A 19,729-nucleotide genomic window follows, 5' to 3' on the forward strand; every position below is an offset into this window, starting at 1 on the left:
GTGATTGGCGGGCTCGAGGGGACATGATGAAGTATCCGGTATTGCTCGCCATGCTGGCCGTCGGCGGCGTCGCGACGGGCGCCGACGCCGCGCAGCGCGCGGCACCGCTCGTGCTGGCGGCGGCGAGCCTGCAGGAATCGATGACCGCGGCCGCCGATGCGTGGGCGGCGAAGGGGCATGTGCGACCGACGATCTCGTTTGCGGCCTCGTCGGCGCTGGCACGGCAGGTCGAGGCCGGCGCGACAGCGGACCTGTTCGTGTCCGCGGATGAGGACTGGATGAACGAGCTGGCAAAGCGCCGCCTGATCGTCCCTGCGTCGCGCGTGACGTTCCTGGGAAACCGGCTGGTCGTCGCGGCGGCGTCGGGGACGACGGTGCGGATCCCGTCACGCCCGCCTGCAGCGCTCGTGCGGGTCCTGACCGCAGGGCCACTCGCGATGGCGGATACGCCCGTCCCTGCGGGGCGGTACGGCCAGGAGGCGCTGGAGGCGCTCGGCGTATGGAAACAGGTCGCGCCGCGCGTCGTGCGCGCCGAAACGTCCGCGCGACGTTGGCGCTCGTCGAACGCGGCGCGGCACCCCTGGGGATCGTTTATGCGACCGACGCCAAGGCATCGACGCGTGTCAGGATCGCAGGCGTATTTCCCGCATCGACGCATCCCGCCATCACCTATCCGATCGCCCGGTTGTCGACGTCGCGCAATCCGGAGGCCGAGGCGTTCCGCCGGTTCCTGACGTCGCGTCAGGGCAAGGCGATCTTCGTGCGTTACGGCTTTTCGGCGCGCTGAGTGACGGATGGGTTCGTCCTGACACCGGCGGAATGGGGGATCGTCGGTCTGTCGCTGAAGGTCGGCGCCGTCGCCATGCTGATCACATTGCCGATCGCGTTCGGCTTTGCCTGGCTGCTGGCGCGCGTACGGTTTCCCGGGCGGATCCTCGTCGATGCGGTGATCCACCTGCCGCTCGTCGTGCCGCCGGTCGTGACGGGGTGGCTGCTGCTGCTCGCCTTTGCGCCGAACGGGCCGGTCGGTGGGTGGCTGCAGTCGTGGTTCGGGGTCAGCGTGTTGTTCCGCTGGACCGGTGCGGCGATCGCAGCGGGGGTCATGGCGCTGCCCTTGATGGTGCGTGCGATGCGGCTGTCGATCGAGGCGGTCGATGCACGGCTTGAGAGTGCGGCGCGGACGCTGGGCGCGGGGCCGTGGCGGGTATTCTGGACGGTCACGCTGCCGCTGAGCGTACCGGGCGTGCTCGCGGGCGCGGTGCTGGGCTTTGCGCGATCGATCGGCGAGTTCGGGGCGACGATCACCTTCGTCTCCAATGTGCCGGGCGAGACGCAGACGCTGCCGCTGGCGATCTACTCGGCGCTTCAGCAGCCGGGCGCGGAGATGCTGGTATGGCGGCTCTCGGCGATTTCCGTCGCGTTGTCGCTGATCGCACTGGTCGCGTCCGAGCTCCTGACGCGGCGCGCGGGCAGGGGGCTTCATGTCCTTTGAGATCAACGTCCGCAAGCGTCTGGGCGATGCCGAGGTCGCACTGACGATGGCGGCGGGGGACGGCGCGACCGTGCTGTTCGGACCGTCCGGCGTCGGCAAGACCAGCATCCTGAAGATGGTCGCCGGGCTGCTCACGCCCGACAATGGCCGGATCGTCGTCGATGGCGTCACGCTGTTCGGGGAGGGCATTAACCTGCCACCGGAACACCGCCGTGCGGGCTATGTGTTTCAGGAAGCGCGGCTTTTTCCGCATCTGAAGGTGCGGGCGAACCTGCTTTACGGCGCCGGCCGAGACACGTCGGGGTTCGAGGAGCGGATCGGCTTCCTGGGGATCGGGCATCTGCTCGACCGCTGGCCGCGGTCGCTCTCGGGGGGCGAAGCGCAGCGCGTGGCGATCGGACGGGCATTGCTCAGCAACCCGCGCTTCCTGTTGCTCGACGAGCCGTTGGCGTCGCTCGACCGACCGCGCCGCGAGGAGATCGTCCGCGTGATCGAGCATCTGCGCGATACGATGCGCCTGCCGATCCTGATGGTGACCCACGACCCCGACGAGGCCGCACGAATCGGCACCCGCGTCGTACGGATGTAGCGCAGGCATGAAAAAGGCGGCCCGGGAAAACCCGGACCGCCCTTTTCCGTAGTTCGGTAAAGCGTTTAGCGCTTCGAGAACTGGAAGCTACGACGGGCTTTCGCCTTGCCGTACTTCTTGCGCTCGACGACGCGGCTGTCGCGCGTCAGGAAGCCTGCAGCCTTGACCGATGCACGCAGCACCGGCTCGAAGCGGGTCAGCGCCTGGCTGATGCCATGCTTGACCGCGCCGGCCTGGCCCGAAAGGCCGCCGCCCTTGACGGTGCAGACTACGTCATACTGACCTTCGCGCTCGGTGATACCGAACACCTGGTTGATGACGAGACGCAGCGTCGGACGTGCGAAATACACTTCCTGGTCACGACCGTTGATCGTGATCTTGCCGGTGCCGGGCTTGACCCAGACGCGGGCAACGGCGTCCTTGCGACGGCCGGTCGCATAGGCGCGGCCCTGCTTGTCGAGGATCTGCTCGCGGAGCGGCATCGGCTCGCGGACCGGCTCGTTCGAGACGGGCGCTGCGATGTCGCCTTGCTGGTCGGCAGCGACTGTGCGGCCGGAGCAGCCGGTGCGGGCTGGTTGGTCAGGCTCGCGAGATCGGCGAGCGACTGGCGGTTGTCGGTCATTTACGCACCCACCTTGTTCTTGCGATTCATGCTGGCGATGTCGAGAACCTCGGGGTTCTGTGCCTCATGCGGATGCTCGGTACCCTTGAAGATACGCAGGTTGCGCATCTGCTCACGGCCAAGCGGGCCGCGCGGGATCATGCGCTCAACGGCCTTTTCGAGAACGCGCTCCGGGAAGCGGCCGTCGAGAACCTTGGCGGCAGTGATGCCCTTGATGCCGCCGGCATAACCGGTGTGCTTGTAATAGACCTTCTTCGCGGCCTTGTTGCCGGTGAAGCGGATCTTGTCGGCGTTGATCACGACGACGTTGTCACCGCAATCGACATGCGGGGTGAACGACGTCTTGTGCTTGCCGCGCAGGACGTTGGCGATGATCGACGCTGCGCGACCGACCACCAGATCCTCGGCATCGACGATATGCCATTTCTTCTCCACCTCGTGCGGCTTGGCCGACTTGGTGGTCTTCATGAGCGCCTTCATGGGGCTGAGACCTTTGCTGAAACGATATGCGCCGCCACGACGGACGGCGCTAACGAGGCGGCAATGGCGAAAAGAGGTGTTTAAGTCAAGCTTTCCGCCGGTTTCATGGCGGGTATTATAATACCTTGGGCGGATTGCCGAGGCGATGCGCGGCAAATACCATGGCGATCAGCAACAGCGCCGCGTTGGCTTGGTGTGCGACGGCGACAGGGATGGCGACACCGGTCATGAGCGTTGCGATCCCCAGAAAGACCTGAAGCGTGACGAGCCCGACCACCCAGAAGCCGGCGCGCGAACCATGCTGCGTCGCGCGGACCGCGAGCCAGACGAGCCCGGCGGCGGTGGCGAAGGCGAGCCACCGGTGAATGAACTGGACGACAATCGGGTTGTCGACGGCGTTGATCCAGCCGGGTGACAGCATCGGGACGCCGCCCGGGAACAGGCTGTCGCCCATCAGCGGCCAACTCGAAAAGGCGTAGCCTGCGTTGAGCCCTGCGGTGAACGCGCCATAGACAAGCTGGACGAACAGCAACGCGAACGCGGTGACCGCGATCGGCACGAGGCGGGCCGGGGCCGCAAGCTTCGAGCGGTGGAGTGCGAGGAGGTCCAGCGCCGTCCAGACGATGCCGGCGAGCGTGACGAGCGCGGTCATCAGATGGACTGCGAGACGAATGTGGCTGACGTCGGTGCGGACGGACAGCCCGGACTTCACCATCCACCAGCCGACAGCGCCCTGAAGCGCGCCGAGCGCCAGCAGCGCGCCGAGTCGCCAGCCATAGCCGACCGGGATTGCCCGGCGCAGCGCGAACCACAAGAGCGGGATCGCGAACGCCGCGCCGATCGTCCGTGCCAGCGCGCGGTGGAGATATTCCCAGAAGAAGATCGCCTTGAACCCGTCGAGCGTCATGCCGCTGTTGAGCTGGCTATATTCGGGGATCTGTCTGTAGTTCGCGAATTCCGCCTGCCACTGCGCAAGCGTGAGTGGCGGAATGATGCCGGTGATCGGCTTCCATTCGGTGATCGAGAGCCCCGAATTGGTAAGCCGCGTTATGCCCCCCACGATAACGATGCCGACGATCATCGCCGCAACGAGAAGAAGCCAGGTCGCGACCGCTCGCGGGCGCGCTGTGGACAGGAAGGCGGCACTGGCTGGAGCATCGCACGGCTCTACGCCTGTCTGACTGGGGCGTCGAGTATCAGGGGTTATCGGCCGCCGGGTTTCTGCTGGCCCGAGACACACGCGCGATGCGTTGGGAACGAGCGCGAGCGCAGGATTGATCACGACGTCGATCGAGCGTCCTTTTCCTGAAAAAAAAGCGAGCGGACGACGGGCGTTCGGCCGAATGTGATGTTGTATCCTTTCCTGAGATGGACTATCTAATCGGAACGATGTCGACGACCGCCCACCACCATACCCATGCGCATCCGTCCTGGATCGCAGGCCTGGATCGCTATGCGATCGGGCTGTCGGGTCTGTGCATGGTGCACTGTCTGGCAACGTCGGTGCTGGTTGCGCTGATGTCGACCGCGGGCGGCGTGCTGCTCGATCCCATCTTCCACGAAGTCGGACTGACGATCGCGATCCTATTCGGTGCGGTCGCACTGGGGCGCGGGATCCTTCATCATGGCTATGCGATGCCGGCGGCGATGGGTGCGTTCGGGCTCGGGATCATGGCGGGGGCGATGACGCTGCCGCATGATTCGGGAAGCGGTGAGACGCTCTGGACGATCATCGGCGTCGCGTTGCTCGCGTTCGGGCACGATCTGAACCGTCGCGCCGAAAGCTGAGCCGGGCCGCACGATCGCCCCGGCGCGGTCGCTGCTTGTCGCCGGTCCTGCGGCACCCTAGATTCACGGCATAATGGCAACGCACTCGCATTCACATCATGAGCCGCAAGGCGCCGACCTCAACGTTGCCGCGCAGGCGACGCTGGAAAAATCGGGAGAGCAGTGGACGACGATGCGCGCCAGCGTGTTTTCCGCGCTGGCTGGCTTCGACAAGCCGGCCTCGGCCTATGACATCGCGGAAGCCGTGTCGAAGGCGGAGGGGCGGCGCGTCGCTGCCAACAGCGTTTACCGAATTCTCGACCTCTTCGTGGGTGCGAACCTGGCGCGACGGGTCGAGAGTGCGAACGCGTACGTCGCCAATGCCCATCCCGATTGCCTTCACGACTGCATCTTCCTGGTATGTGATTCGTGCGGGCAGACGACGCATATCGACAATGACGTGATCACTCGCGGTGTGCGGAATGCGGCTATTTCGGCCGGTTTCGTGCCTGTCCGCCCGGTCATCGAAGTCCGCGGCCGGTGTGCCGCATGCGAGGCGCAGCGCTGATCGGGGAAGGCTGCCAGCGCCATGACGGGGTAACCAATCTGGCGTCGCTGCGTAGAAATATCCGCGGATGGCGGGGTTTCGTTCGGTAACAATCGACACCAAACCTGTGCTGCGATAAGCCGGCGGGATGGCAGATACTCCTGTAACCCCGTTGCTCGACACGGTTTCGACCCCCGATGACCTGCGCAAGCTGAAACCCGACCAGCTTCGCCAGCTTGCCGATGAACTGCGGACCGAGACGATCTCGGCCGTCGGGACGACCGGTGGCCACCTCGGATCGGGGCTCGGCGTCGTCGAACTGACGACCGCGATTCATTATGTGTTCGATACGCCGCGCGACCGTTTGGTCTGGGACGTCGGGCATCAATGCTATCCGCACAAGATCCTGACGGGCCGCCGCGACCGGATCCGGACGTTGCGCCAGGGTGGCGGCCTCAGCGGCTTCACCAAGCGGAGCGAGAGCGAATACGACCCGTTCGGCGCTGCGCATTCCTCGACATCGATCTCGGCCGCGCTCGGCTTCGCGGTCGCCAACAAGATCGGCGGGCACGCCGGGCAAGGGCATTGCCGTTATCGGCGACGGCGCGATGTCGGCGGGCATGGCCTATGAGGCGATGAACAATGCCGAGCAGGCGGGTAATCGCCTCGTCGTGATCCTGAACGACAATGACATGTCGATCGCGCCGCCGGTTGGCGGTCTGTCGGCCTATCTCAGCCGGATCGTGTCGAGCCGCGAATTCCTGGGCATTCGCGAGCTTGCCAAGAAGCTCGCTCGGCGCCTGCCGCGGCCGTTCCACAACGCCGCGCGGAAGACCGACGAGTTCGCCCGCGGCATGACGATGGGCGGTACGCTGTTCGAGGAACTCGGCTTTTATTATGTCGGGCCGATCGACGGTCATAATCTCGAGCATCTGATCCCCGTGCTCGAGAATGTGCGCGACGCGGAGGAGGGCCCGATCCTCGTCCATGTCGTGACCAAGAAGGGCAAGGGCTATGCGCCCGCCGAGGCCGCGGCCGACAAATATCACGGCGTGCAGAAGTTCGACGTGATCTCGGGCGTGCAGACCAAGGCGCCGCCGGGACCGCCGCAATATCAGAACGTGTTCGGTGCGCAGCTCGTCGCCGAGGCCGCCAAGGACGACCGGATCTGTGCGATCACCGCGGCGATGCCGTCGGGCACCGGCCTCGATGCCTTCGCCAAGGCCTATCCCGATCGCTTCTTCGATGTCGGCATCGCCGAACAGCACGGCGTGACCTTCGCGGCGGGGCTTGCCGCGCAGGGGATGCGGCCGTTCTGCGCGATCTATTCGACGTTCCTGCAGCGGGCCTATGACCAGGTCGTCCATGACGTCGCGATCCAGAACCTGCCGGTGCGCTTTGCGATCGATCGCGCCGGGCTGGTCGGAGCGGATGGCGCGACGCATGCCGGATCGTTCGACGTGACCTATCTCGCGACGCTGCCGAATTTCGTCGTGATGGCGGCGGCGGACGAAGCCGAGCTGGTCCATATGACACACACCGCGGCGCAGTATGACACCGGCCCGATCGCGGTGCGCTACCCGCGCGGCAACGGCACGGGCGTCGCCTTGCCTGCCACGCCCGAACTGCTCGAGATCGGCAAGGGCCGGATCGTTCGCGAGGGCAAGGCCGTGGCGATCCTGTCGCTCGGCACGCGGCTCGAGGAAGCGTTGAAGGCCGCCGATGTGCTCGAGGCCAAGGGGCTGTCGACCACCGTTGCCGATCTGCGATTCGCCAAGCCGCTCGACGTCGAGATGATCCGCAAGCTGCTCACCACGCACGAGGTCGCGGTCACGATCGAGGAGGGCGCGGTCGGCGGTTTCGGCGCGCATGTGCTGACGCTGGCCAGCGACGAGGGGCTGATCGACGGCGGGCTGAAGCTGCGCACGCTGCGTCTGCCGGATCTCTTCCAGGATCAGGACAAGCCCGACGCGCAATATGCCGAGGCCGGGCTCGATTCGGCGGCGCTGGTGGAAACCGTGCTCAAGGCGCTGCGCCATAATTCGGGCGGGGTTGCCGAAGCGCGCGCATGAGCGGGCCGACCAAGGCCATCGTGATCATTGCGCTCGCGGTGATCGTGATGGTGTCGCTGAACATCGCCATGTGGCGGCGGATGCGCGCCGGGTTGCCCGCGGCGCGTGCCGCGGACGAGCAGGATCAGCAGTCGCAGGTGCCGGCAGACGACACACTGCGCGGCTGATCCGGAACGACTGCCGGACGCGCGCCCTGCCTATCTGCCCAGATAGTGGGAGTGGGCCGCGTCGGTTGCGCTGACGGCGAGGATCGATCGCGCCTGGCTCGGCGGCAGCGCTTGCCCGTGACCGTCGCCACTCGCGGCGATCACCCGCTCGAGCAGATCCTGTCCCTCGCGCCACCAGCCGATACCGCTCGCGGCATTGAGATGCCCCTGCGGGCCGGCATCGACGAAATGACTACCCCAGTCGGCGGCCATGCTGTGCGCGCGGTCGGGCGTGACCCAGGGATCGTCGCTGCTCGCGACGACGATCGAGGGGAAGGGCAGGGGGCCGCGCGGGGTCGGTGAAAAGCCCTTGAGCTCGGCCTGGGCGCCGCCCCGGTCGACATCGGCGGGCGCGACGAGCAATGCCCCCGCGACGGGCCATCCATAGGGTTGCGGACTGAGTTCGGCCCACCACGCGACAGCAAGGCACCCCAGGCTGTGGGCGGCGAGGATGACGGGCGCCTGCGCGCGCCGGATCGCCTCGTCGAGCCGCGTGACCCAGGCGTTGCGATGCGGCGTGTTCCACATCCCCAGTTCGACACGGACGGTGTCCGGCCGGGCATCTTCCCACAGGGTCTGCCAGTGTGACGGGCCGGAGCCACCGAGCCCGGGGACCGTCAGGATGGTCGGTTGAACGCTATCATATGGTGCAAAAGAACCCACGACGCTTCTCCTTCTCCATTCCCCCGGAGCCCGGGGGTGGGATCGTGATCGGTCGACGCTCTAGGGGACGTCGGCCGATCACGATCCTGTCCGCAAGATAATCCTACCAGTTCAGTGGGCAATGGACATTGCGGCGAAAGGAAGGCAGCTTGCGATGATCGGACGCCGGGGCGATAGGCTGGGCGTATGGCAAAGCAACGCGCGGATCAGATGCTGGTCGACAGGGGACTGGTCGAGTCGCGGACGCGCGCGCAGGCGCTGATCATGGCGGGGCTGGTCTTTGCCGGCACGCGCAAGGTCGACAAACCGGGGCAGACGCTCGCAGAAGACGTCGTCCTCGACGTGCGCGGCCGCGATCACCCCTGGGTGTCGCGCGGCGGGATCAAGCTCGCGCACGGGCTCTCACATTTCGGCTGGACGGTCACGGACGCGGTGGCGATCGACGTCGGCTCGTCGACCGGCGGGTTTACCGACGTGCTGCTCAGCAACGGGGTCGCTCGCGTGTATGCCGTCGACAGCGGGACCAACCAGCTTGCGTGGAAACTCCGCCAGGACCCGCGCGTGATCGTCCATGAACAGACCAGCGCGCGCATCCTGACCGACGCGCATATCCCCGAGCCGGTCGACCTGATCGTCTGCGATGCGAGCTTTATCGGGCTGGCCAAGGTGCTCGAGCGCCCGATCGGGTTCGCACGTCCCGGCGCGCGGTTGCTCGCGCTCGTCAAGCCGCAGTTCGAGGCGGGGCGCGAAGAGGTCGGAAAGGGCGGCGTGATCCGCGATCCGGCCGTCCATGCGCGCGTCTGCGGCGAGGTCGCGGCCTGGCTCGAGGCACAGGCTGGCAGGTCGAGGGCGTCGTCGAGAGCCCGATCACCGGCCCCGAGGGCAATATCGAGTTCCTGATCGCCGCGCATGCGGTCGCCGCGCCACGCGGCTGAGGTTTCGAAGACTGTCCGCGCCGGACCCGGATCGGCCGTCGCAGAATGACGCACTTCCCGATCGGTCCATGCATGTTGCGGTTTACGGCAGGGCGTTCCCGCGGCAGGACTAAGCCGATCAGTCTTGAAAGGACGTATGTGGGAGGCATCGCTTCGAAGGGCCAGCTGAGGATGTCGTTCCTGCGCTGGGCGATCGTGACCGTTCCGTTGATCGTCCTGCTGGGCTTTCTGGCCGGACGCGCCGTCCCGGTGGGGAGCGAAAGTGCCTGGTACACCAGCCTGGTGAAGCCCGCGCTCACCCCGCCAGGCTGGGTGTTTCCGGTCGCCTGGTCGACGCTCTACGTGCTGCTCGGCCTGGCTCTCGCAATGATCCTCAATGCGCGCGGCGCGCGGGGGCGAGGGCGCGCGATCGCCTTGTTTGCCGCACAGTTCGTGTTGAATCTTGCCTGGACGCCATTGTTCTTCGGCGCGCACCGAATCGGGGCGTCGGTGCTTGTCATCGTCGCGATGCTGCTGCTCTCGATCGCCGCGACATTCCTGTTCGCGCGCATCCGGCGCGGGGCGGCGTGGCTGATGGTGCCCTATATGGTGTGGATCAGCTTTGCGGGAATGCTCACATACGGTATAGGCCGGCTCAACCCCGATGCCGAAACCCTTGTGCCGACGACGCGTACCTCCCAGATGTTGTGACGGGGCGCGCGGCGCAAGTTACTAGCAGGATGATGATGATGCAGTCCGAAAACCGGATGTTCGACGATTTCGTGAAGGTCCTCAACGGCGCCGCAGGAACCTTTGCCGGTGTCGGCCGCGAAGCGCAGTCTGGAGTTCGCGAGCGTGCCCGTGAATGGCTCGGCGGCCTCGATTTCGTGAGCCGCGAAGAGTTCGACGCGGTCAAGTCGATGGCGGCTGCGGCGCGTGACGAAAATGACGCGCTGAAGGCCCGGCTCGACGCTCTCGAAGCAAAAATGCAGGTCGGCGTCTGACTTTTCCACAGATTTCTGGGCATTCGGATCGAACGGGGTTGTCGGAGCATTTTTGCCCCGGCACCCTTTGTCGCGTGACAGGGAGTGCCAGGACGTAATGATGCTCGACCACGCCGACCATGACCAAGACGATGCTGCGCCCATCGACATGCTCGAAGCCTATTATGCTGCGCATGGATGGGAACATGAACGTCACGACGACGAGATCGTCGCGACCGTAAAGGGCAGCTGGACGACGTACGAGCTGCGCGCCTTGTGGCGCGAGGACGACAGCGTGCTGCAGTTCCTGGCGTTTCCGGACATCAAGGTGCCCGACGAACGGCGTCAGGCGGTCTACGAGACGATCGGGCTCGCCAACGAGCAGCTCTGGATCGGCCATTTCGAACTCTGGTCGACGAGTGGGATCCTGCTGTTCCGCCACGCGGCGATGGTCGATGGCGGCGAGGATGGGACGATGTCGCTGTCGGCCGCCGAACTCCTTGTCGAGTCGGCGATCGAGGAGTGCGAGCGCTTTTATCCAGTGTTCCAGTTCGTTCTGTGGGGCGGGAAAACGCCGGCGGACGCGCTTGCCTCGGCATTGATCGAAACCCAGGGCGAGGCGTGATCGCGCCCGTTTTCTTGGGCGCGGCGTGCCGATGACCGGGCGGATCCTGATGATCGGCTGTGGCAATATGGGCGGGGCGATGCTGGCCCGCTGGCTTGCCGACGGCCTTTCCCCTGACAGCGTGACCGTCGTCAGCCCCAGTATGCGCGTGATGCCACCCGGTGTGCACGTCGTCGCCGCGGTGCCCGACCCCGACGACTTTTCCGCTGAAACCGTCATGCTCGCGCTGAAGCCGCAGCAGCTTGGCGCGCTGAAGACGCCTGTGTTCGCGCGCTATGCGCCAAAACTGCTGATTTCGATCCTTGCAGGGGTCGAGATCGCCGCACTCGACCGTCTGTCCCAGGCGCAGGCGGTGGTTCGAGCGATGCCCAACCTGCCGGTTGCAATCGGCCGCGGCGTGGTTGCGCTGCACGGCGCGACGGATGACGGCGCGGCGCGTGCGACCGCGGAGGCGTTGATGACGCCGCTCGGTCTCGTCGAGTGGATCGCCGCAGAGGCGCAGTTCGATGCCGTTACCGCGCTGGCGGGATGCGGGCCGGGATTCGTGTTCCGTTTTGCCGACGCGCTGGCCAAGGCGGGGCAGGCGCTCGGCCTGCCGGCGGATCAGGCGGCTCGGCTCGCGATCGCGACGCTAGAGGGCTCAGCGCGGATGGCCGGCGCCGCGGACGTTCGCCGGCGGTGTTGGCGGACCGGGTCGCGAGCCCGGGTGGATCGACACGCGAAGGGCTGAACGTGCTCGACGACGGCGATGCACTGGTCTCCCTGATGTCCCGCACGCTGACGGCGTCGGCACGGCGGAATGCGGAGATGGCGGCAAACGCCCGCGGCGACCTCGCGCCGCTTTAGTCAGCCGCGCAGCTTTATGACCTGCTCGCGTTCCTCTTCCGGAATCAGGCCTTCGAGCACCGCCCAATAGCCCGCAACCGCGCCGTGGCCGGCGTGATTATAGGCTGCGGACATCTTCTGTCGCGCGGCTTCGAACAGGTCGCTCTCCATCTTGCTGCCGACCGGCGTCAAGCGCAGCAGCCGCTGACGCCGGTCACGATCGCCGGGACGAACCTCGATAAAGCCACGATCGCTAAGTTCGTTCAGCACGCGGCCGAGCGACTGTTTGGTGATCGCCAGCAGCGACAGCAGCTCGCTGACCGTCATGTCCGGCTTGCGGGCGATGAAATACAGGGCGCGGTGGTGGGCGCGCCCCAGCCCCTGTTCCGCGAGCCCCGCATCGATCGACCGGACCAGATGGCTCTGACCGAAGTACAGGAGTTCCATGCCGCGACGCAGTTCGGGCTCGCGAAGAAACAGGGGTGAAGCGGGTGATGCTGAGGCAGCCATGTTGACCGGTTTAGTCTTCGGTCCTAGTCGACGGCAAGCCGTGGAAAGAGAGAAAAATTCAATGCATCCTCCGTTGTCGCAGGCCTCATCGTCCCCAGACGCGAGCATGACATTTTCGTTCGAACCGTGTGGCGATCCGGTCGCTGCGAACGAGCGTGCGCAGCGCCTGATCGATCCCGGCTTCGGCCGGGTCTTCACCGACCATATGGCGATGATCCGCTTCAGCGACGCGAAGGGCTGGCACGATGCCAGGATCACGACGCGCGCGCCGATCATGATGGATCCCGCATCGTCGGTTCTGCACTATGCGCAGGAAATCTTCGAGGGGATGAAGGCCTATCGACTCGCCGATGGCGGCACCGCGCTCTTCCGGCCCGAAGCCAATGCGCGGCGTTTCCAGGATTCGGCCCGCCGGATGGCGATGCCCGAGCTTCCCGAATCGCTGTTCCTCGAATCGGTCGAGCGGCTGGTCCGGACGGATCAGGACTGGATTCCCGACAGCGACGGCGGCGCGCTGTATCTGCGACCGTTCATGTTCGCGAGCGAGGTGTTTCTGGGAGTCAAGCCGAGCGCCGAATATCTCTACATGGTGCTCGCCTCGTCGGTCGGTGCCTATTTCAAGGGCGGTGCCTCCGCGGTCTCGATCTGGGTCAGCCAGCATTATACGCGTGCGGCACAGGGCGGCACGGGCGCGGCGAAGTGCGGCGGCAACTACGCCGCCAGCCTGCTCGCTCAGAAGGAAGCGATCAGCCAGGGCTGTGACCAGGTCGTCTTCCTCGATGCGGTCGAGCGCCGCTGGGTCGAGGAACTCGGCGGCATGAACGTCTTCTTCGTGTTTGCGGACGGCAGCCTGTCGACTCCCGCGCTCACGGGCACGATCCTGCCCGGCATCACCCGCGATTCGATCCTGACGCTCGCGCGGGCGCAGGGGATCACCGTTCGCGAGGAGCCCTATGCGATCGATCAGTGGCGCGCCGACGCGGCGAGCGGCAAGCTTGTCGAGGCGTTCGCCTGCGGCACCGCTGCGGTCGTGACCCCGATCGGGACCGTCGCGTCGCCCGAGGGCCGCTTCACGATCGGCGGCGGCGAGCCGGGCGCGATGACGCTGCGGATCCGCGATTCGCTCGTCGCGATCCAGCGCGGTCTGGCGCCGGATGCCAATGGGTGGGTCCATCGACTCGATTAAGACGCGATAGGGCTTTTCTCGTCGGGGCGCGCCGCTATAAGGCCGCCTCTGCTGGGGCGTCGCCAAGTGGTAAGGCAGCGGCTTTTGATGCCGCCATGCGCAGGTTCGAACCCTGCCGCCCCCAGCCAATCCTTCCTGCGTCTATCGGTTCTGCCATATATGGGGAGCCGAGGATTGAGTGAAAGCAGGCGGTGATGACCCATCCTTATGATCTTGAACGGTTCGTCACTGCGCAGGCGGCAGTCTACGAGTCCGCGCTTGCCGAGATAAGCGGCGGCGCCAAGCGTGGGCATTGGATGTGGTTCATCTTCCCGCAGATTGCCGGGCTCGGTCGAAGTGCGATGGCGCAGCATTATGCGATCGTGTCGCTGGAGGAGGCGCGGGCCTATCTCGCGCATCCGGTGCTCGGGGCGCGTCTGCGGCAGTGCGTGGAAGCGCTCGGCGCGCTGACGGGGACGAGTGCCCGGGCCGTTTTCGGTGAGATCGATGCGATGAAGCTGCGATCGTCGCTGACGCTGTTCCGCGAGGCGGGGAACGATCCGCGGTTCGGCGCGGCGCTCGATCGCTGGTTTGCCGGGACGAGCGACGCGGCCACCCTCGGCCTCATCAACAGACCAAGCTGACGACGATCTGCGCCGCGCCGTTCAGTCCTCGGCCCAGCGCCGGAGCAGGTTGGATTGCGTCTTGGCGAGCAGGTCCAGTTCGGGCGTCTTGCCCAGCCGCTCGAACAGCGCGTGGCGGGCGGTTTCAAGATCGAACAGCAGTTCCCGCGCATCCGCGTCCCGAACGAGGCTCCGGACCCAGGTCACCGCGGCAAGCCGCTCGCCCGACACGACCGGCGCCACGCGGTGCAGCGAGGTCGTCGGATAGCAGACCGCCGAGCCCGCGGGCAGCTTGACGTCCTGTTCGCCGGCGGCGGACTCGATCACCAGTTCGCCGCCTTCATAATCGTCAGGCTCGCTGAGGAAGACCGTCACCGACACATCGGTCCGCATCCCGCCCATGATCGCATCGTCGACATGGCTGCCATAGGCCATGCCCGCATCATAGCGGCTGAAGAGCGGCGGGCGGACGACATGCGGCCGCGTCGCCATGCGGAACAGGGCATTGTCGAGCAGCCGGTCGACGACGAGGTCCTGCATCTCGGCAAGCAACGGGTCGCCGCGGTCGACCTGTTCGTTGCGTTTGACCGTGCGTGCCTCGCGCCCCGCGGTCCGTCGTCCGTCGACATAGCGGGTCTTGCGCATATTATCTCGCAGCCACTGGAGATTGTCCGCATCCAGGACGTTGGCAATCATGATCATCATGGGAAATCTCGCAAATCCGGCATGGAGCCGGGTGATGCGCCCCTAACAGTTCAGTGCCCTCCCGGCCAACGCGTCGGGACCAAGGAGATAGTATGCGTACAAAATTATGGATGGGCGTCGGCGCCTTTGTGATCGCGCAATCGGGCCAAGCCGCCATCGCCGACGCGGTCGCCAAGCCAATGCCGTCGCCAGCTCAGCAGGTTGGTGAAGGCGAGGGTGAAGGTGAAGGACGGCGGGTCGTCCGGTCGGGCAAGGCTCGGCATGCGGTGACGTCGCCGCGGCGCGCGCGGGCTGCGCAGCAGCAGCGTGGCCAGCGCGGCGAAGGCGAATATGAGGGTGGTGAGAACGAGCGCGGCGAGGGTGGCGAAAACGAGGGTGGCGAGGGCGAACGATGAGCCGGCTACGCCCTTTGGCGTGACCAGCACTGCCGCACGGATCGGCATGATCCGTGCGGCAGTCACGAGACTGCACCATAGGCATCGCCCCGGCGGTGACGAACGGACGGTCAGTCGGTTCGTGGTCCGCTCGGCCTGGCGCGATAGCGATCGAACCATGCGATGATCGCGGAGGCCTTTGCCGCGGATTGCGACGGCCGTGCGGTGAAGCCGCCGTGGCTCGCACCCGGCACCTTGACGAGCGCGGTCGGTATGCCGCGGATCTGCAGCGCGGCGTAATATTGCTCGGATTCCGAAACGGGCGTGCGGTAGTCGTCACTACCCACCACGACCAGGGTCGGTGTCTTGACGTTGCCGACGAGACTGAGCGGCGAGCGGTTCCAGTAACTCATCGGATCCTCCCATGGCAGCTTGGTGAACCAGTAGCGCGAGGTAAACAGCGTGTTGTCCATCGTCAGCGCCTCGCTTGCCCAGTTGATCACCGGCTTTTGCGTCGCCGCGGCCCTGAACCGGTCGGTCTTGCCGACGATCCAGGCGGTCAGGACGCCGCCGCCCGATCCGCCGGTGACGAACAGATTGTCGGCATCCGCGGTCCCGTCCGCGATCGCCGCATCAACCGCGGCGATCAGGTCGCCATAATCGTCGGACGGGTATTTCTTGTCGATCAGATTGGCGAATTCGGCACCGTAGGAGGTCGAGCCGCGCGGGTTGGTCCACAGCACCGCATAGCCCGCCGCGGCATAGAGTTGCATGTCGGTGGCAAACCCAGGGCCATAGGCGCTGTTCGGCCCACCATGGATTTCCAGGATCAGCGGCACGCGCTGGCCGAGCGTGCGATTGGCGGGCGTTGCGAGCCACGCGTCGATCGCGCGGCCATCGGGCGCGGTCACCGCGATCTTGCGGATCGGTGCGAGCGTCTTGGCGCCGGTCATCACCGCGTTGAGTTGCGTCAGCCGCCGGGACTTGCCACCGCTCGACACCCAGACATCGGCGGGGGCGCTTCCGTCGCCGCCGGTATATGCGATCGTTCCGCCCCTCGCGACGGAAAACTCGCCCCCGGTATAGGGCCGGTCGAGCCCGCCGCCCGCGACATTGTCGACCAGCGGCGTCGTCCGGCCGTCGAGGCCGATGCGCGCGATCCGGCGCTGGCCGTGATCGTCATAGCTCGCATAGAGCTGCGCCCGTCGGCGGCCCACACTGCATCCTCGATCCCGCGATCGAGCGCGGCGGTCAGCGAGCGGGCACTGCCGGCGTTGCGGTCGCCGAGGTAAAGCTGGGTATTCTCGTAACTGCGCCGCTTGTCATCGAAGCCGAGCCACGCGATCCGCGTGCCGTCGGGAGAGATCCGCGGCTGCGCATCGGGGCCGTCGCGGGTCGTCAGCGTCCGCATCGCGCCGCTCGTCGTGTCGACCGCAATGAGATCCGAGTTCATCACCTGCCGCTCGGCATCGGGCCCGCGGATCGCGGCGAACACGATCCCGCGGCCGTCGGGCGTCCATGACAAAGGTCCGCCGTCATCGAACGCGCCGAAGGTCAGCTGTTGCGGTGCGCCGCCGTCGCCGCGACGACGAACAGATGATCGCGGCCGGGCTTCACATAGCCGGGGCCATCGTTGCGATAGTTGACGCGGTCGATTATCGTCAGCGGCTCGGCCCATTTTGCGCCTCGGGCTGGGCGGTGCCTTGCCGAGCATCGTCGCCTCGCCCGCGACGGTCGCGACATAGGCGAGCCGGGTGCCGTCGGGCGACCAGGCGAGCGCCTGAGGATCGCCGGGAAAGCCCGTCACCCGCGCGCTCGTCCCGGTCGCGATCCAGCGGACGAACAGTTGCGACTGCTCGCCGTCGCGCGCGGCATAGGCGACGCGCGTGCCGTCGGGGGACCAGCGCGGGTCGGACCCTTGCGCGGCGAACGGCGACTGGCGACCGGTCGCAACGTCGATCAGCCACAGCGACGACTGCACACGGTCGGTCATGACGTCGGCGGTGCGGCGGACATAGACGATCGTGCGTCCGTCAGGGCTGATCTGCGGGTCCGCTGCGATCGACAGGCCGAAGAGGTCGGCGCCGGTGAAGCGCCGCGTCGGGGCGTCGGCGGGGGCCGCGATCGGCTGCTGCTGCGCGACGGCGGGGGTAGCCGACAGCAGGGCGAGAACGAGGGTGAGGCGCAAGCACGGCTCCTTTGACGATGATCGAGGCGCGATCATGCCCGATCCCCCCGGCCCGTGCAAGGGCAGGGGCGGGGGCGTCACCGGTCGGGTAATCGTCAGCCGGTCGGCGCGAGGAACACCGCCCCGGGGACGCGCAGGGTCTGATCGGTCGGCGCGAGACGGCCGTCCTTGCCAAGCGCCATGACCGCGATCGTGCCCGACCGCTCATTCGCGACGAGCATCTGCCGCTGATCCTCGAGCAGCAGGAAGATGCGCGGCCAATGTCCGCCGGCGGCGATGTGCTGGACGAGGGTCGGCACTCCGTCGCGATCGAGCGCGAACACCGCGATGCTGTCAGAGCCGCGGTTCGAGACGTAGAGGTGCCGGCCGGCGCGATCGATCGCGATGTGCGCGGCCTGGGACGACCCGACATGGTCGCCGGGCAGGGTGGACAGCTGCGTGCGGGTGGTGAAACGCCCGTCCGGCTGTGCATCGAGCATGGTCACGGTATTGGCGAGTTCGGCGACGACATAGGCGCGTGGCAGGCGGGGATGCCAGACGAGGTGGCGCGGTCCCGTTCCCGGCGGCGCGCGCCAGGCCGGGACCGGTGCTGCAAGGCTGCGCGCTCCCGGATCGAACCGATAGGCGAAGATCGTGTCGGCGCCGAGGTCGACCGAATGCAGCCAGCGCCGATCGGGGCTGAACCCGACCCAGTGCGCATGCGGCCCCTCCTGACGGCTCTTGTCGGGACCGGTCCCCTCATGGCGGAAGATCGTCGGTTCGCCCGGCGCACCGGTCGCGGGATCGATGCGGTAGAAGCCGACGCTGCCGCTCGAATAATTGGCGATGGCGAGGCAGCCGGACGCGTCGTCGAACGCGGCATGGCAGGGATCGGCACCACCCGACGGCATCGTGCCGCGCGCTTTCCAGCCGGGCGCAAAGCCGGTCACCGACCCTTTCGCCTGCTCGCGCAGGACATACCATAGCCCGGTGCGGGGTGCCCGCACCGCGAACGACGCGTCGTCGATCCCGGCGACCGGCGGCTCGACCTGCCAGCGATTGCGCGCGCGGTCATGCGACAGCGTGTACAAGCCCTTGCCGCCCTCGCGCGCATAGGTGCCGACGAGCACGCGGGCGTCGCGCGGCGATGTCGGCGCGGCGCGCAGACCGGTGGCGAGCGTCGCGGTCGCCATGCCGCAGAGCAGTGTTCGGCGGGTGATGTTATTGAAAACAGGTGGCGTCATGGATGGCGGTCCGATGGTTGATCCTCCACCCCAGCTTACCATCTAAGAAGCGGTCTCGCGCAAGGGGCTCTCCAGACCGAGGATAGACCGACGAGCGAAGATCCTGTCATGCCCGGTACAGAGCTGGGCGCTGAACGAAATCCACACGCTGATGACGAGTCCGGCTTCGACGCGGGATCGCAACCGCGTGGCGGGCGCTCGATCCCGCGGGGCCGGCTGTCGCGGCTGGGCGTGTTCGGACGGCTTGCCGGTGGCGTGGCCGGCGGGGTGGTGGCCGAGGGGGCCCGGCGGCTCGCGAGTGGCGAGCGTCCGCGCATGTCGGACCTGCTGCTGACTCCCGCCAATGCGGTGCGCGTCGCGGACCAGCTATCGCATCTGCGCGGTGCGGCGATGAAGCTCGGCCAGATAGTGTCGATGGACGCGGGCGACATGCTGCCGCCCGAACTGGCGACGATCCTCGCCAGGCTGCGCAACGATGCGCATCACATGCCGCCCGCGCAGCTCGACCGGGTGCTCACGGCCGAATGGGGGAAAGACTGGCGCCGCCGCTTCGCCCATTTTCAGGCGCATCCGGTCGCGGCCGCATCGATCGGCCAGGTTCACCGGGCACGGCTCCCCGACGGACGCGTGCTGGCGATCAAGGTGCAATATCCGGGCGTGAAGGACAGCATCGACGCGGATGTCGACAATGTCGCGACGCTGCTGCGCGTGTCGGGGCTGTTGCCCAAGGAACTCGACATCACGCGGCTGCTCGGTGATGCGAAACAGCAATTGCACGACGAGGCGGATTATGTCCGCGAGGGCGAGATGCTGGAACGCTATCGCGCGCTGGTGGGCGACGATGCGGGGCTGCTGGTTCCACAACTCGAGCCGACATTGTCGACCCCGCGCGTGCTGGCGATGGAGTATATCGACTGTACGCCGATCGAGAGCCTTGAGACCGCACCCCAGGATGTACGCGATGCGGCGATGGAGCGGCTGATCAGGCTCACGCTGCACGAACTGCTCGACTGGCGGCTGATGCAGACTGATCCCAATTTCGCGAATTATCGCTGGCAGGCCGAGACGGGACGGATCGTCCTGCTCGACTTCGGGGCCGCGCGCGCGGTGCCGCAGGTCGTGGCGGACGGGTATCGCCGGCTGCTGGCCGCGGGCC

The 19,729-nt window shown here is 66.7% G+C and carries 18 protein-coding genes, 1 tRNA gene and 6 pseudogenes; 16 read left to right on the forward strand and 9 right to left on the reverse strand.

Going from position 1 to position 19,729, the window contains the following annotated elements:
- Window positions 1-50: 50 nt before the first annotated feature.
- The 3 genes and pseudogenes from modA to NI18_RS12410 all read left to right on the forward strand — a co-directional run bounded on the left by modA (window position 51) and on the right by NI18_RS12410 (window position 2,081).
- Window positions 51-787: pseudogene (gene modA / locus NI18_RS12400) on the forward strand (molybdate ABC transporter substrate-binding protein).
- A complete protein-coding gene (gene modB, locus NI18_RS12405; protein WP_037530133.1) occupies window positions 788-1,492 on the forward strand; it encodes a molybdate ABC transporter permease subunit in 705 nt (234 codons plus the stop codon). It abuts the pseudogene before it with no gap.
- Window positions 1,482-2,081: an ATP-binding cassette domain-containing protein gene (locus NI18_RS12410; RefSeq protein ID WP_031439319.1), complete on the forward strand. Its 600-nt coding sequence runs from the start codon at window positions 1,482-1,484 to the stop codon at window positions 2,079-2,081. Before modB ends, NI18_RS12410 begins: the two co-directional genes overlap by 11 nt.
- Before the next feature lie 65 nt (window positions 2,082-2,146).
- Here the strand turns inward: NI18_RS12410 and rpsI are convergent.
- The 3 genes and pseudogenes from rpsI to NI18_RS12425 all read right to left on the reverse strand — a co-directional run bounded on the left by rpsI (window position 2,147) and on the right by NI18_RS12425 (window position 4,318).
- A pseudogene (gene rpsI, locus NI18_RS12415) lies at window positions 2,147-2,703 on the reverse strand (30S ribosomal protein S9).
- Window positions 2,704-3,183, reverse strand: coding sequence for a 50S ribosomal protein L13 (rplM, locus tag NI18_RS12420; RefSeq protein ID WP_037530138.1), 480 nt, complete (start codon window positions 3,181-3,183; stop codon window positions 2,704-2,706).
- 115 nt (window positions 3,184-3,298) lie between these two features.
- On the reverse strand, window positions 3,299-4,318 hold the full coding sequence (locus tag NI18_RS12425) for a COX15/CtaA family protein (RefSeq protein ID WP_037530155.1): 1,020 nt from the start codon (window positions 4,316-4,318) through the stop codon (window positions 3,299-3,301).
- A 254-nt stretch (window positions 4,319-4,572) separates the two neighbouring features.
- Here NI18_RS12425 and NI18_RS12430 point away from each other — a divergent pair, with 254 nt between their 5' ends.
- From NI18_RS12430 to NI18_RS25065, 4 genes and pseudogenes are all read left to right on the forward strand, one after another.
- The gene (locus NI18_RS12430) at window positions 4,573-4,971 is read left to right on the forward strand and encodes a MerC domain-containing protein (protein WP_042466454.1); all 399 of its coding nucleotides are present in this window, start codon (window positions 4,573-4,575) and stop codon (window positions 4,969-4,971) included.
- A gap of 73 nt (window positions 4,972-5,044) precedes the next feature.
- Window positions 5,045-5,518, forward strand: a complete 474-nt coding sequence (locus NI18_RS12435) for a transcriptional repressor (RefSeq protein ID WP_031439322.1) — start codon at window positions 5,045-5,047, stop codon at window positions 5,516-5,518.
- A gap of 127 nt (window positions 5,519-5,645) precedes the next feature.
- A pseudogene (gene dxs / locus NI18_RS12440) lies at window positions 5,646-7,569 on the forward strand (1-deoxy-D-xylulose-5-phosphate synthase).
- A complete protein-coding gene (locus NI18_RS25065) occupies window positions 7,566-7,736 on the forward strand; it encodes a hypothetical protein (RefSeq protein ID WP_157840526.1) in 171 nt (56 codons plus the stop codon). The pseudogene dxs and the gene NI18_RS25065 overlap by 4 nt, the downstream one beginning before the upstream one ends.
- A 30-nt stretch (window positions 7,737-7,766) precedes the next feature.
- On the opposite strand, the gene NI18_RS12445 is transcribed toward NI18_RS25065, so the two are convergent.
- Entirely contained in the window at window positions 7,767-8,438 is a 672-nt protein-coding gene (locus tag NI18_RS12445) for an alpha/beta hydrolase (RefSeq protein ID WP_031439324.1), read from the reverse strand.
- A gap of 186 nt (window positions 8,439-8,624) precedes the next feature.
- On the opposite strand from NI18_RS12445, the pseudogene NI18_RS12450 reads away from it, so the two are divergent.
- The 5 genes and pseudogenes from NI18_RS12450 (at window position 8,625) to proC (ending at window position 11,806) form a co-directional block, all read left to right on the forward strand.
- A pseudogene (locus NI18_RS12450) lies at window positions 8,625-9,373 on the forward strand (TlyA family RNA methyltransferase).
- A 171-nt stretch (window positions 9,374-9,544) separates the two neighbouring features.
- A complete protein-coding gene (locus tag NI18_RS12455) occupies window positions 9,545-10,063 on the forward strand; it encodes a TspO/MBR family protein (protein ID WP_031395658.1) in 519 nt (172 codons plus the stop codon).
- Between the two features lie 38 nt (window positions 10,064-10,101).
- Window positions 10,102-10,356 (forward strand): accessory factor UbiK family protein, encoded by a 255-nt coding sequence (locus NI18_RS12460; protein ID WP_031395657.1) that lies wholly within the window; start codon window positions 10,102-10,104, stop codon window positions 10,354-10,356.
- 100 nt (window positions 10,357-10,456) lie between these two features.
- Window positions 10,457-10,960, forward strand: a complete 504-nt coding sequence (locus NI18_RS12465; protein ID WP_081874093.1) for a YbjN domain-containing protein — start codon at window positions 10,457-10,459, stop codon at window positions 10,958-10,960.
- A gap of 31 nt (window positions 10,961-10,991) precedes the next feature.
- A pseudogene (proC, locus tag NI18_RS12470) lies at window positions 10,992-11,806 on the forward strand (pyrroline-5-carboxylate reductase).
- On the opposite strand, the gene NI18_RS12475 reads toward proC, so the two are convergent.
- Entirely contained in the window at window positions 11,807-12,295 is a 489-nt protein-coding gene (locus NI18_RS12475) for a MarR family transcriptional regulator (RefSeq protein WP_031395654.1), read from the reverse strand. It abuts the pseudogene before it with no gap.
- A gap of 106 nt (window positions 12,296-12,401) precedes the next feature.
- Between NI18_RS12475 and NI18_RS12480 the strand changes: the two genes are divergently transcribed.
- The 3 genes from NI18_RS12480 (at window position 12,402) to NI18_RS12490 (ending at window position 14,104) form a co-directional block, all read left to right on the forward strand.
- Window positions 12,402-13,481, forward strand: coding sequence for a branched-chain amino acid aminotransferase (locus NI18_RS12480; RefSeq protein WP_031395653.1), 1,080 nt, complete (start codon window positions 12,402-12,404; stop codon window positions 13,479-13,481).
- Window positions 13,482-13,533: 52 nt separating this feature from the next.
- Window positions 13,534-13,609: transfer RNA gene (locus NI18_RS12485), tRNA-Gln, on the forward strand.
- Window positions 13,610-13,675: 66 nt separating this feature from the next.
- Window positions 13,676-14,104: a DUF1810 domain-containing protein gene (locus NI18_RS12490; protein WP_037530140.1), complete on the forward strand. Its 429-nt coding sequence runs from the start codon at window positions 13,676-13,678 to the stop codon at window positions 14,102-14,104.
- A 21-nt stretch (window positions 14,105-14,125) separates the two neighbouring features.
- On the opposite strand, the gene NI18_RS12495 is transcribed toward NI18_RS12490, so the two are convergent.
- From NI18_RS12495 to NI18_RS12510, 4 genes and pseudogenes are all read right to left on the reverse strand, one after another.
- Entirely contained in the window at window positions 14,126-14,788 is a 663-nt protein-coding gene (locus NI18_RS12495) for a Fe2+-dependent dioxygenase (RefSeq protein WP_037530143.1), read from the reverse strand.
- A gap of 104 nt (window positions 14,789-14,892) precedes the next feature.
- Entirely contained in the window at window positions 14,893-15,231 is a 339-nt protein-coding gene (locus NI18_RS12500) for a hypothetical protein (RefSeq protein ID WP_128082206.1), read from the reverse strand.
- A gap of 62 nt (window positions 15,232-15,293) precedes the next feature.
- Window positions 15,294-17,386 (reverse strand): annotated as a pseudogene (locus NI18_RS12505) (S9 family peptidase).
- A 59-nt stretch (window positions 17,387-17,445) separates the two neighbouring features.
- Window positions 17,446-18,573 (reverse strand): lactonase family protein, encoded by a 1,128-nt coding sequence (locus NI18_RS12510; RefSeq protein ID WP_052149175.1) that lies wholly within the window; start codon window positions 18,571-18,573, stop codon window positions 17,446-17,448.
- A 108-nt stretch (window positions 18,574-18,681) separates the two neighbouring features.
- On the opposite strand from NI18_RS12510, the gene NI18_RS12515 reads away from it, so the two are divergent.
- On the forward strand, window positions 18,682-19,729 hold a 1,048-nt coding region (locus NI18_RS12515), incomplete at its 3' end, for an AarF/ABC1/UbiB kinase family protein (RefSeq protein ID WP_084215181.1).

The organism is Sphingomonas sp. Ant20 (assembly GCF_000783375.1).
GTDB lineage: Bacteria > Pseudomonadota > Alphaproteobacteria > Sphingomonadales > Sphingomonadaceae > Sphingomonas > Sphingomonas aerolata.

Coding starts and splice junctions, on each gene's coding strand:
- NI18_RS12410 (WP_031439319.1), top strand. CDS start 1,482: ATGTCCTTTGAGATCAACGTCCGCAAGCGTCTGGGCGATGCCGAGGTC.
- rplM (WP_037530138.1), bottom strand. CDS start 3,183: ATGAAGGCGCTCATGAAGACCACCAAGTCGGCCAAGCCGCACGAGGTG.
- NI18_RS12430 (WP_042466454.1), top strand. CDS start 4,573: ATGTCGACGACCGCCCACCACCATACCCATGCGCATCCGTCCTGGATC.
- NI18_RS12435 (WP_031439322.1), top strand. CDS start 5,045: ATGGCAACGCACTCGCATTCACATCATGAGCCGCAAGGCGCCGACCTC.
- NI18_RS25065 (WP_157840526.1), top strand. CDS start 7,566: ATGAGCGGGCCGACCAAGGCCATCGTGATCATTGCGCTCGCGGTGATC.
- NI18_RS12455 (WP_031395658.1), top strand. CDS start 9,545: ATGTCGTTCCTGCGCTGGGCGATCGTGACCGTTCCGTTGATCGTCCTG.
- NI18_RS12460 (WP_031395657.1), top strand. CDS start 10,102: ATGCAGTCCGAAAACCGGATGTTCGACGATTTCGTGAAGGTCCTCAAC.
- NI18_RS12465 (WP_081874093.1), top strand. CDS start 10,457: ATGCTCGACCACGCCGACCATGACCAAGACGATGCTGCGCCCATCGAC.
- NI18_RS12475 (WP_031395654.1), bottom strand. CDS start 12,295: ATGGCTGCCTCAGCATCACCCGCTTCACCCCTGTTTCTTCGCGAGCCC.
- NI18_RS12480 (WP_031395653.1), top strand. CDS start 12,402: ATGACATTTTCGTTCGAACCGTGTGGCGATCCGGTCGCTGCGAACGAG.
- NI18_RS12490 (WP_037530140.1), top strand. CDS start 13,676: ATGACCCATCCTTATGATCTTGAACGGTTCGTCACTGCGCAGGCGGCA.
- NI18_RS12495 (WP_037530143.1), bottom strand. CDS start 14,788: ATGATGATCATGATTGCCAACGTCCTGGATGCGGACAATCTCCAGTGG.
- NI18_RS12500 (WP_128082206.1), bottom strand. CDS start 15,231: ATGCCGATCCGTGCGGCAGTGCTGGTCACGCCAAAGGGCGTAGCCGGC.
- NI18_RS12510 (WP_052149175.1), bottom strand. CDS start 18,573: ATGACGCCACCTGTTTTCAATAACATCACCCGCCGAACACTGCTCTGC.